This window comes from Neotamlana sargassicola, from assembly GCF_020523965.1.
Classification (GTDB): Bacteria; Bacteroidota; Bacteroidia; order Flavobacteriales; family Flavobacteriaceae; genus Neotamlana; species Neotamlana sargassicola.
Window position 1 is genome coordinate 240,385 of the sequence record NZ_JAJAPX010000005.1, and the last position, 12,825, is coordinate 253,209.

Annotated in this window: 8 protein-coding genes; 1 reads left to right on the forward strand and 7 read right to left on the reverse strand. The window is 33.9% G+C overall.

The features are described 5' to 3' along the window. Window positions 1-110: 110 nt before the first annotated feature. The 4 genes from LG651_RS12990 to LG651_RS13005 all read right to left on the reverse strand — a co-directional run bounded on the left by LG651_RS12990 (window position 111) and on the right by LG651_RS13005 (window position 9,605). Window positions 111-4,991 carry a T9SS type B sorting domain-containing protein gene (locus tag LG651_RS12990; protein WP_226696547.1) on the reverse strand — a complete coding sequence of 1,627 codons (4,881 nt, stop codon included), beginning with the start codon at window positions 4,989-4,991 and terminating at the stop codon, window positions 111-113. 141 nt (window positions 4,992-5,132) lie between these two features. Next, window positions 5,133-7,841, reverse strand: coding sequence for a T9SS type B sorting domain-containing protein (locus tag LG651_RS12995; RefSeq protein WP_226696548.1), 2,709 nt, complete (start codon window positions 7,839-7,841; stop codon window positions 5,133-5,135). Between the two features lie 29 nt (window positions 7,842-7,870). After that, entirely contained in the window at window positions 7,871-8,695 is an 825-nt protein-coding gene (locus LG651_RS13000; protein WP_226696549.1) for an ABC transporter permease subunit, read from the reverse strand. A gap of 7 nt (window positions 8,696-8,702) precedes the next feature. Further along, window positions 8,703-9,605 carry an ABC transporter ATP-binding protein gene (locus LG651_RS13005; protein WP_226696550.1) on the reverse strand — a complete coding sequence of 301 codons (903 nt, stop codon included), beginning with the start codon at window positions 9,603-9,605 and terminating at the stop codon, window positions 8,703-8,705. A gap of 123 nt (window positions 9,606-9,728) precedes the next feature. Here LG651_RS13005 and LG651_RS13010 point away from each other — a divergent pair, with 123 nt between their 5' ends. Further along, entirely contained in the window at window positions 9,729-10,790 is a 1,062-nt protein-coding gene (locus LG651_RS13010) for a hypothetical protein (protein ID WP_226696551.1), read from the forward strand. A gap of 7 nt (window positions 10,791-10,797) precedes the next feature. On the opposite strand, the gene LG651_RS13015 is transcribed toward LG651_RS13010, so the two are convergent. Genes LG651_RS13015 through LG651_RS13025 form a run of 3 tightly spaced genes read right to left on the reverse strand, consistent with a single transcriptional unit; the run spans window position 10,798 to window position 12,823 of the window. Continuing rightward, the gene (locus LG651_RS13015) at window positions 10,798-11,316 is read right to left on the reverse strand and encodes a plasmid pRiA4b ORF-3 family protein (protein ID WP_226696552.1); all 519 of its coding nucleotides are present in this window, start codon (window positions 11,314-11,316) and stop codon (window positions 10,798-10,800) included. Between the two features lie 38 nt (window positions 11,317-11,354). Next, the gene (locus LG651_RS13020) at window positions 11,355-12,371 is read right to left on the reverse strand and encodes a COX15/CtaA family protein (RefSeq protein WP_226696553.1); all 1,017 of its coding nucleotides are present in this window, start codon (window positions 12,369-12,371) and stop codon (window positions 11,355-11,357) included. Continuing rightward, window positions 12,368-12,823: a GNAT family N-acetyltransferase gene (locus tag LG651_RS13025; RefSeq protein WP_226696554.1), complete on the reverse strand. Its 456-nt coding sequence runs from the start codon at window positions 12,821-12,823 to the stop codon at window positions 12,368-12,370. The genes LG651_RS13020 and LG651_RS13025 overlap by 4 nt, the downstream gene beginning before the upstream one ends. Window positions 12,824-12,825: the final 2 nt, after the last annotated feature.

Consider the following 12,825-nt stretch of genomic DNA (forward strand, 5'->3'; position numbering starts at 1 on the left):
AAATATGTTTTTTAATTTACTTTAGACTTCTTTAACCTTAAAAGGTTTAACTATTAGTTGTAACGTTTTTTATTGAAGTGTAATTCGGTCAAAAACACGCAAAATATAGGTTAACGCTTTAAGCTAAAATGACCTTTTAATTTAAAGGTTTCGCCATTTTGAATTATATCTGCCACATACCAATAATCGTCGGCAGGCATATTATAACCATTAAATGTTCCATCCCAACCAAGCGATGTGTCCATAAGTGTTTTTAATAATTTACCATAACGGCTGTAAACATAAACAATAGTTCCTGGTATTTCTTCAATGCCAACAATATGCCAAGTATCATTATAGCTATCGTTGTTTGGGGTGAAATATTTTGGAATATCTACAATCATAACTTCGGTAGTTACATCATCGCAACCAAAAATATCTCTAATTGTAATTGTATGAAGGCCATAAGTTACATTCGGAAAAATGTTGGAAGTTTGGGGTTCTCCATCGTCTAAAATAAAAACGTAATTTCCAATACCATTTACATTTACGGTAATGCTGTTAGGATCTTCAAAATCTACTTTTGTTGTAAATTCTATATTTGCCGATTGCGATTCAACTACTGTAAATGATTTAGTGAACGTACAGCTGTTAGAATTTGCGTGAGTTGTGGTTGCAGTTACCCAATAATCTCCAACTTGACTAGCATCAGACAGTTCTATTTGTGGTGTGGTTTCTCCCGTAGACCACAAAAAGGTATCGTTAGGGTTACCGGTTGAAGCATCTAAAATTAAAGGTAAGTCGTTAACGCATAACGGTTCTATATCTTCAATTGCTACTTGAGGTAAGGGATCAATATAAGTACTAAATTGGGTTGTGCCGAAACAATTAGTTTGATTGTTTTCTAAACGAGCATAAATAATTTCGTTGTTAAAAGCTTCATAATTATTAGATAGAGCGTTCGTGGCATTGTTGGCATCGTCTAAATTATTGTAATATGAAATGGTATATTCTGAAGCGTTCAAGCCATTTAAAATACTTGCGTTTTGGCTAGTTAAATCGAAGACAAACAAGCCATCAAAATCGTCGTCGCAGGCTATTAAATCATTTGGTGCATTTGGAATTGGGTTTTCATTAATTTGTAATGTAATTGGTATTGATATATGGCATCCTGTTTCTGGATTGGTTATTCTATAAAATATGTCGTGACTATTAGCAGTATAATTATAGGTGTTATTAATTGGGTTTTGGTTGTTTTCGGCATCATCAAAAGTATCATGGTAACTTATTGTTACGGCGGTAGTATCGTTAACAAGCATATTGTTTACTAAGGATAAGTCGTAAGTATTTGTTTCGTTATCGCAAATTTCAACCGTTGTAATGTTGTTTGTGGCGGGAGGTAAATTTACCAACAATTCTACTGTATTAATACTATAACAGCCCGTAACCTCGTTGGCTACTTTTATATAAACTGTTTTAGCAACGGAGCTAAACGCAGTTGGATCTGTAATTTCTTGTGAGTTATCTAATCCGTCATCCGGATTAATGTCTTCAAAATTTTCGAAGTAATTTATTATTAGATTGTCTTGTAGGCGGTCTAAAATTTCGTAATCTGCGGTTGTTAAATCAAAAATGGTTTCTCCGTCGTAATCGGTATCACATGCCACTAGTGGCGCTGTAACAGGCGTGATATCTGGTGTTGAAATAATATTTATGCCTAATTCTTCTACTACAAAGCATAGCGAATCTTCACTTTCTATTCTAACGTATAAACTTTGCGGATTTGAAGTATTTGTAAAATTGAGTGGTAAGGGAGCTTGGTTATTTTGAGCATCTACACGATTGGAATGAAACGAAATATTTAAGGCATCGGGAGAGCCTTGAGATATTTCAGTAGCCTTTGCACTTAAATCGAAGTTGTGAATACCATCGTTACTGTCGTCATCACAAATTAGGTAATCAATAACTGGATTATAAACAGGATCTGGGGAAACTTGTAGAAGAAACGAGCTTGTACCATAACAATCGGGATCTGTAATGTTCTCAACTTTTACGTAAATGGTCTGCGGACTTGTTTGATTACGATATACTGTATTTTTATCTATTTGAGTTGTTAGTGCGGCGTCTTCAAAATACAAAACTTCTTTTCCTGTTTGTCCGTTTAAAATTTCCTCATCTTTTTCCGATAGTAAAAAATCGGCAAACGCATCACCATCATCTTCACATATTTGGTAGTTGCTTATTGTTGGGAAGTTTGGTAGGGTATTCACTATAATTTCAAAAGGAACAATTGAATAACAGTTCGTCTCGCTAATAATATCTTCAACCCTAACGTATATCGTTTGTGTACTTGTGGTATAAGAATTGCGTTGATTTTCAGGAATTGGGTTTTGGTCTAAATCGGCATCCTCGAAACTGATAAAAAAATCTATTTCTAAACCACTAGTATCGCTTATAATTTCTGGAATTTTATCATTTAAATTTACAACTGTTTCTCCATCTTGGTCGTTGTCACAAATTATAATATCATCTGGCTGATTTGTTGTTGGAGCAGTATACACCTCAATTCTAAAAGGATTAACCGTAAAGCATCCAGAATTTATTGCTTCAATCCTGGCATAAAGCGTTTCTACAGGGTTTGTGTTATTATAAAAAGGCGGTAACTGATTAATGTTAATTTGTGCGTCGCTATCGGTTTCGAAATAGGTAACAACAAAATTGGAATTATCGTTTGTAATTATACCATCTAACGAATGTAAATCTATACTTGCGATACCATCGTCATCGTCGTCACAATATGGAAGAACTACATTTTCAAAAAGTAAAATAGGGTTAACAAGTAATGTAATTTGAGAGTTTTCGCTACATTCTCCATTATCTAAACGAATGTATAAAACATCTGGACTCGTGGCTTCATATAATTGCGATTTATCGAGTGCATTAACGTTATTGTCTCTGTCTTCTTCGGTTTCAAAAAAAGTTACCGTAACAGGTAGGGGTAAATCGTTAGAAATGTAGGCTTCTACAGTAAGTAAATTAAAATTTAGTGTGTCGTTTTCATCGTCGTTATCGTCGCAAAGGGCATAATCGCCTGTGTTTGTTCCTGTTAAAAGTAAGTTGGTGTGAATTTCGAAGGGCACAATACTATGGCAACCAGAGGCATCGTCTACGATTCTTAAATAAATTGTTGCCGAACCAGGTTCTGAAATGGCATTAGTAAATTGATAATTTGTTTCGTCTGCAATAGGATTATCGCCTGTTTCGGCGTCGTCTCGATATGTGTGAAAGGTAGTAGAAACACCGGTTAAACCGTTTAAAATATCATCTATAACTTCGGTTAAGTCGAAAGATGCAGATCCGTCTAAATCCGAATCACAAGCGTCAAGATATTGTGTATCTCTATTTACAATAGGACTTACTGTAATGTTTACACTTAGTGTTGTTGTATTAACACATCCGGTTGATGCATCAACAACACGAACATACACCGTTTCGTTAGGCGTAGAGCTGTTTATATACGGTATGGAAATAGGATTGTCGCCTGTTGTAGCATCTAGAGAATTATAATGATACGTAACATTGTAGGTTGATTCGCCACCAGTAATTTCGTCATTTTTTTCAGAAAGGTCTATTATTGTAAAACCATCTGGATTATCATCGGCATCACAAATATTTAAATCTGTAGGTGTTGTTATGTCTGGTAAACTGTTAACTACTAGGTTAAACGTGGTGTAGGCAAAACAATCGCTGTCTAAATCATCAATTCGTACATAAATTAATTGTGGGTTTGATGCATTAGAAATTGGTGTTAAAATAGGATTAATATTGTTCCTAGCATTTAAATCAGAATAGTGATATGAAAAATCGTAATTCGTAAACGGAATGTTTGCAATGAGTTCGTCATTTTTAGTTGATAAGTCAAATACTTCAATACCGTCTTCACTTGGGTCATCACATAATTCGTAATTGGAAATAGGATCTATGGGTTCTTCGGAGTTTAACGTAATTATAATTTCATCTTCTTCCATGCAATCGGAGCCATTTACGGGAACTGTTACTTCAACATTATAAGTGCCACTTTCTGTAGCGTTATAGGTTGGGGATATGGCACCGGAAATTAAATTTCCATCTAAATACCAAGTATACGATGCTAGTGGGTTGTTTATGTTAGCGTTTAATAAAGTTGAGGCTGCGCAGGTTTCAATATCTTCACCTAAGTCTAATATTTTAAAACTATCGCCTTCAATAAATACCGCCGAATCGAAAGTGCCATCGGTAATGTCGGCAATAATTAATTTAATATGATAGGTGACGTTTGGCAATATATTTCCCGAGGCATTTAAAATAGTCGTGCGTCCGTTATAATTAGTATCTCCTACATTGTAACCATCAAAATATTGGTCGTTTTGTGCAGGACAAACACCAAAAATTTCTGGATGAATAGAGTTGGTACTAACCGGTGTTGTTGTAGATGGTACCAATGCAATATTTTGGTAAGGGTCTGTAGTTCCAGCTTCTTTAATTAAGAACACAAAGCCTTCTGATAAGCGACAAGGATTGTATTCAAAATACTCTTCTGATGCGAATAAATAATTAAAACTAAATTGATTAGATATTGAAATAAAATCGAATTCTATAGAAGTTGCATTAACGGTATTTGTTATACCTAAGGCGGTTTCAATATCTGGATCGGTTCCCCAAGTTGTAGAGCCTTCACTTAATGTTGGAGTGCGTTCGGCGTTACCTCCAGATTCCGCCCCACCAGTGGCTAAAACAATACCGTGAGAAAAAGGGAAATTAGAATTTCCTCTTTCAAAATATCCATAACTAGGAAACCCCGTGGAAGCGCCGTTAACTGCCGAATTTATATTTGAAATGTCTACACAACCGTCTACTAAATTGTTTTGTATTAAAGGTTCTAACCCTACAGAACTATCAATGGTAATTTTTTGGGAAAAGCTAAATTTACTAAAGCATAACGTAATTAATAGGATATAGTAGAAATATCGCATGGCTATTGTAGGGGTATTACAAGATTTTTAGGGATTTAATTTTATTACTGCAAATTATAAAATATATTTTACTAAAAATAAATTATTTAAACTAAAGCCCGAAATAAAATAGTAGAACTGTAAATTATCTTGTTAAAATAATTACTTTTTTAAAGAAAAGTGGTTTTTAAAAACTCTACCATCTTGCAGGGTAACCGCAAACCAATAATCGTCCGCGGGTAATAGTTTTCCTTTGTATTTTCCATTCCAACCTTCACCTGTTGGGTTTAACTCTTTTAAAAGTTTACCATACCTATCAAAAATTAAAATTTTGCTATTAGGTTGAAACATGTTATTTATTCCGGCAATCTGCCATGTATCGTTAATACCGTCGTTATTTGGGGTGAAGTATTTAGGAAACCCAATAACCGAAACCAAATCGCTAACTTCACCGCAGTCGTTTTTAGTATCTCGAACATAAACATTATAAATTCCAGGAGAAATATTCTCGAAAACATTGTTTTCTTGATAAGGTTTAATAAGGTTGTTTTCACTATCGATTAATTGATACTCGTACTCGCCATCGCCGGTGACAAAAACAGTTATTATGTTGTTTTTTGAAACATCCTGAACCTCTATTTTTTCAAATTGGGCGACGTTTGAAGGTGTTACAGTTACCGTTCTTGATTTCGAACAGCCATTTGCATTAGTTACAGTTACAATATAATCTTGGGCTTGATTGATATTGATTTCAAAAGTGTTTTCTCCGGTGGACCAAATATAGGTGTATTCATTTGGCGTACCTTCTAAAATACCAGCGTTTATTGGTATTGTGTCCGGATGAAAATTTAAGCAATAGTTTGTGATTTCTTCAGTATTTATTTCAGGAAGTTTATGCACAGTAAGTTGTACTTCGCTTATACCATAGCAATTATTATCGTTTTCTACACGAGCGTATATTGTTTGAGTGTAAGGTATGCTATTAGTGTAATTTGAGCTTAAGGTGTTTACCTCTAAAAGTGCATCATCGTAGGTTTCGTAATAACTAAGCTCGAGATCTGGTTGATGACCGGCGAGAATAAGACTGTCTGCTTCATTTAAATTAAAACGGTGAAAGCCATCTTCCGAACCATCGTCGTCGCAAGCGGCGGGGATATTAACATCGTTAACTTTGGTGACGCTTACGCTAAGAGTTAATTCAGAAAAACTTGAACAGCCAGTAATATCATTTAATACTGTAACATAAATGGTTTGGGGGTTAGAAGAGTTATTAAAAGATTCGGGTGTGATTTCCATACTTCTTGCCGCATCAGTGTAATATATTACACTTCGGTCCGGTTCATTATCTACTATGTTATTAAAAGCTTCGTTTAAATTAAAAGTTGTTAAACCATCTGGGGAGCCATCTTCATCGCATTGTAGTAATGTTGTATTTACTGCAGTTGGGTTTGGTGAAAATGTAACAAAAGCATGACCTTCTATAGCGCATTCACCATTGTTGGGTTCGATATAAACCTGGTATTTTCCCGGTTGCGTAATATCTAAATCGAAATCGGTTTCAGGTATTAGGGTTTCATCTCGATACCACTGGTAGGTTGCTCCCGGTATATCTAAGGATTCCAGTTTGTAATTTTCGCCATCACAAAGCGTTAAACTACTCGATGAATCGCCATTTTTTATAATATCTATTTGTTTGTTAAAAAAAGATGAAACAAATGGTGGTAATCCTTGAGATGAATTAGCAGGAGATAAGTCAATTGCGTTATGAACATAGTTACACAACAAGCCTTGTACATTAGGGTTTTCTATGACTCCTAAATAAGGTAAACCTTGGTCGTAGGTAGCACTTAATGCCCTGTAAATTTTTCCGTTAGGACCAAGTTGTAAACCCCCACGATATAGTTGTCGGTTGTCTAAAATGACTTCAGAATCACGAATAATTGGTGCTTTTAAATAATATTGAGCCAGAATAGATGTATGGTTTGCAGGGTTTTCGCTGCCGCCACCAAAAAAGTCGTTAGAATAGGTTATGTAAAGCATCTCACTATTAGGCGAAAACTCTATACCATAAGGATTGTAATTTCCAGAGGCCGTTTTTAATAATATATCGTTGGTAAATTTACCGGTGGCCGTATCAAAATCAAATAAATGTAAGTTTTCGGAGGCATTGGCACATGCCATTTTAGTGCCATCGGGAGATAGCTTTAAATAACCACGGCCATCACTTGTATTCAAGGTAATAAATGTTGATTTTACGGGCGTGGTGTTAATACCATTGGCATCTACCTCGAAAGCAAAAAATGTGTTAAACGGAAAGCCCATACCGTTTTGGTTGGCAAATGTAACTACCCAGAATGTTTCTGTGACACAATCTTTTAAAACCGCGGTTACTTTTTCTGAGCATTCATCAACAAGGTTAATGTTTTTTAAAGTAATACCTCCCAAGCCACCATCTAAACTCATATCTACCTCAGAGTAGTTTAAACCACGATTTACCGGGTTATTTTGAGTAATTTGTTCATCTACAGTAAAAATGTAATAAACAGTTGGATTTTGAGGTTTTGGTACAATAATGGCCGATTGAGTACTAGAAAAATCACCTATTAAACCTGTTCCATTGAGCATAATATCGTGGTTTCTGTTAAATACGGTTGAGCCATCGGTGTAAAATAACAAATCACCGTTTTCATCTGATATTGAGGTACAGCCTTCACGAGTATTTAAATTACCATCGGTTAATGAAGTAACTTCACCGGTTAGAGTATTAAAATTTATTCCAGCATTTTCTCCAAAATACCAATTGGCGGCTTGGTTTTGAGAATGCACATAAAAAACAGTAAATAGAATAAAGACTAGGTATAATTTTTTCATCTTTTAAATAGCAATTGCTATCAAAGATATTATAAATCTCGTTGTTTTAATAATCTATAAGATAAAAACACAAATAAACCGGTCCAGCCTAAAACTATAACCATTTCATGCCAATGTACTGCATAATCGTAAACCAATTCTGTTTTTTCAGGAAATTTACTCATGGCAATACGCTGAAATGGTTGGTCGATAAGTTTATACATAGCTTTAAGCGGAAAAAAGTTTTGAATTTTTTCTGCGAAGTGGTGATCGGATTGCCAAGTGATTAAACCAAAAATAATCCATTCTATAATATAAATAATAAATAAAAAGGCCAATGCAAATGCCGATCGTTTAACGAGCATGCCAAAAAATAAACACAAACTAAAAAAGCCGACTAATTTTATAAAATAGGCCAGTAAAAAATTGGTTTGTTGAATGATTATCGAGAACTCGTTATAACTCGAGTAATACAAGCCAATACAAAGTGAAATTAATGCAATTAAAACCGTTGAAACCAAAGAAAAGAATACAATGGTGTAAAATTTAGACAGTATAAATTCTTTTTTACTTAAGCCATCAATAAGGTTTTGCTTTAAGGTTTTATTGCTGTATTCGTTACCAATCATACTTACAACAACTATGGCAAAAAAGAATTTAAACTGTGAAGCAAAAAAGGTGGTTAAATGCCAAATTATTGGAAAATTGAAAACACCTAATTCGCCTAATTCTAAAGTAAAAAAACCGAATACATTTATTTTTAAGGATGAAAGCATTATAACAAAAAATGGTAGTATAAACGATACAAAAATTAATATTTTACTAGTGCGGTTTAATAATAACTTTTGTAATTCTAGATTTAAAAGTCGAAGCATGATGCGGTTAGTTTTTGATGTTGTCTGTTAATTGTAAAAATTGTTCTTCAAGGCTTTCCTTACGTTGTACGAGATGCGTTAAAATAATGCCCTTATCAAATAAAAATTTATTGAACGCATCCGATGGCATAGGTGCTTTTAAAAATGCAGTAACTAAATCATCATTCGCTTTTATGCTAGTAAACAGGTCGCTATTTTTAAGCGTAGTTAGCAGTAACTCTTGGTTATTGCACTTAAGCTCGAAGAAACCATAGCTAGAAATCATTTCATCTACACGTCCAGAATATAATTTTACACCCTTACGAAGAACCACAACATGCGAGCAAACTTTCTCAACTTCATCCAGTAAATGCGAAGCCAATAAGATAGTGGTTCCCTGAGCTGCAATTTGCTTTATAATTTCCCTTATTTGATGAATACCTTGAGGGTCTAAACCATTTGTGGGTTCATCTAAAATTAAAATTTCAGGATCGTTTAGTAGGGCAGAGGCAATGGCTAAACGTTGTTTCATACCTAGCGAATAGGTTTTAAACTTACTGGTTTTGCGCTCTAAAAGTCCAACAATATCTAGCTTTTCATCAACTTTGCTTTCATTAACACCTTTAATTTTACAAACCAATTTTAGGTTTTGTTCGGCGGTCATGTACGGGTAAAAGTTTGGACGTTCAATAATAGCGCCAACTTTTTTTAAAGCGTCATGGGTTGAAGTATTGCCGCTGAACCAATTAAAATCGCCAGAGGTTTTATTAACGACATTGAGTACAATGCCTAACGTTGTAGATTTTCCGCTGCCGTTAGGGCCTAAAATACCATAAACGTTTCCTTTTTTTATGGTAAACGATAGGTTGTTTACGGCAGTTAAATTGCCAAATTTTTTAGTGAGGTTGTTAATTGTAAGAATGGATTCCAAACTGTAAGTGGTTTGTTTATCAAATTAAATTGATAAAGGTTAGTTTGAAAATAAGACGACAGCTGCTAGTTTTTGTTACACGAAAATTAAAATGCTTTGTAAATTTTTAAATAACTTTACCCTATGCAAGATTTAAAAATTTCTAAGAAAAAGCCTTCGTTTCCAATAACGACACAGTTAAATAACTATTTAACTAAATATAATCGTAATATAAAAATTCCTATTTTTTATGACGATTTACTACGTTTTCAAGGTTCGATTGTAGTGTATGATAAAGACGATAACGATACACTTTGGATTCGTGTTTATTATAATGAATTTGAACGCGAAGAAATAGATTTAGCTTTAAAAAAGGTATATACTATTTTGCATTCTGATGGAAATGAAAATACAATTCCGTTTTTAAGTGTCGATGCCATTGATTATTGCACCTTTGGAAACTCAAAGCCATTTAGAATAAAAGTGCGAAATATTTTAAATGATAATTACACTTATTTTTATGTAAAAACAGCTGATGCTTCTCGGGTGTATGGTTTGGAGTTAGAGCATATGTTGTCGCCATATAACCTAAATTTTTTGGTGTACAATGATACCTTAATTGAAGAGCACATTGCAGGAATTCCAGGCGATGAGTTTATAAAAAATCATTTAGATAAGTGTGATAAATCTGAAAAATCGCAAATAGCTAAAGAATTTGTGAAGTTTAACGAACGTTGCATGATTAGGCTTTTAGGCGATATGCGTTCGTATAACTACGTTATAGTGCCTACACACGATTTTGATCATGTAGTTTATAAAATTAGAGCTATAGATTTCGACCAACAATCTTATGAAGGGAAGTTTAATATTTACAGACCACAGTTTTTTAAAGAAAATTTAAAAATGGTGGAATTGGTGTCCAGTAGCATGCAAAAACTGTCTATTGGACAATATAAAACGGAAGAACGTTCAATTTTAGTAAAGCGATTAAAAAGTTATAATAATAGAATTACCAGACTTTTAGATTGCATGCAAAACGATTCTATTTCTAGCCAAGAGAACATAGTAATATTAACCTCAAAGATTTTTGAATATACGCACGATGTTAATTTTAAGCACTGCAAAAGCATGGGCGAAATTTTAAAATACTCGTTGGAGTTTTTAACACGCAATTATGAAAATGTAAATTTAGATAAGCTAAAATAGATGTAGGCTAATTCCAGTGCTCGTCAAAATCTAAATTATCGTAATCATCAATATCAAGTCCGTCTTCAAAGTCGTTAAACTCATCGTCTAAATTATCGGCTTCAAATTGGCGGTCGGGAGCATTATCAGGAACTTGACCTTGAACAAACATAAGGTTGGGGTAGTCATGCCCTTCGGCTTCTTCAACAATTTCAGCTAATTCCACATAAAAAGTCCACATGCTTAAAAAGTCGTAAACGTAAATAAGTTTAGTTTGAGCTTCGTGTACTACGCTATCAATTGAGGTTTCATTCATTAAACGCGCAGAACCATCATCACTTAAATCGAAAAGTGAAATTTCTTCACCTTGTTCCCAGGCATCATTACTTAGGTAGAAGGAAGCCATTTCACTACCATCAAACCCAAACGATTGGGTAATAATATTGTGTAATTCTTCAAGCGAATCGGTTTCACGAATTTCTAAATCACGAAAAACATCTTCATCACTAGTGTCGTTGTCCAGTATAACTCTAAACCTGTAAATCATCAGTAAAAAAATTTGGCTACAAAGGTAGTCTTTTTATGTTATTTAGTAAACCTGTGTAGTGTAAATGTGATAGCTGTTAACAAGAAAAATGCACCTACTTGATGCGCAACGCCTAACCAAACTGGAACTTGAAGCATTATAGTTAATACGCCCAAAACAAATTGAAAAAATACGATAATTAAAATGCTGTTTATTGCTCGATTTTGAGGTAAGGTTAAAATAAGTTTTCTAGATTTTACATAAACTATAACTACAAATGCTACAACGATGTAAGCCAAACAACGATGTACAAATTGCACACCACTTTTACCTTCTATAAAGTTTTTTATAAGCGGACTTTGTTCAATATAAACGGTTTCGTGCATAAATTTACCTTCGCTCATTAAAGGCCAGTGGTTATGGATAAAACCAGCATCTAAACCGGCAACAAAGGCACCGTATATAATTTGTAAAACTATTATTATGTAAGTTAAACGTACAAGGTTTCTAAACGGAATATTGATGTCTTTTTTATTGGGGTAAATTAAATCTAAAGCCACCCAAAAGGTATAGGCAAAGGTTAAAAAAGCGGTAGTTAAATGTGCGGCGAGTCTAAAGTGACTAACATCGGGGTTATCAACCAAACCACTTTTTACCATATACCAACCTAAAAAGCCTTGAAAAGCGCCCATACACATTAAAATAATAGCTTTTTTAATAGTGGGTTTACTAAGTTGTTTTGTAATTAAAAAATAAATAAAGGGTATAAAAAATACTAAACCTATAAAGCGACCAATAACACGGTGTAGCCATTCCCAGAAGTAAATATCTTTAAAATCTTGAAGATTAAAATGATTGTTAAGTTTTTGATATTCTGGATATTGCTGGTATAGCTCAAAAGCTTCTTGCCATTCGGTGTCATTCATTGGAGGAATAGTTCCCGAAATAAGTTTGTAATTAGATATGGATAAACCAGAATGTGTTAATCGTGTTATGCCGCCAACAATAACCATGATGAAAATTAAAACACACCCAGTAAATAACCAATAAATGACTTTTTTGTTGTCTTTTTTCATTTTTCAAAATCTTTTTTAAAACACACGCTATTATCTATGTTTTTATAGGGGCCAAAATTTGGGATTATTTTGTAATTATTCTTTTTGTAAAAACCAACGGCTTCAATTTGCCTTTTTCCTGTTTCAAGAACGCTTGCTTTGTAATTAAGCTCTGCGGCCCATTTTTCTAAGGCATTTAATACAGTTGTGGCAATATTTTTACCACGAGCTTCTGGCGATGTAAACATGCGTTTAATTTCAACCGAATTGTCATCGAATTGCTTAAAGGCGCCACAACCCACAGGTTTATTATTTAAAAAAGCGACAACACAATGTTTTAAAACATCAATATTATTGTATTGGTTGTAAAAATCGTGCTCATCACCATCAACCACAGTTAAATACTTATCTAGCTGTTTAACTAAGTCAATAAAGTTTTGGTTCTCGGAGTTTGTTCTTTCAATTTTTAACATGG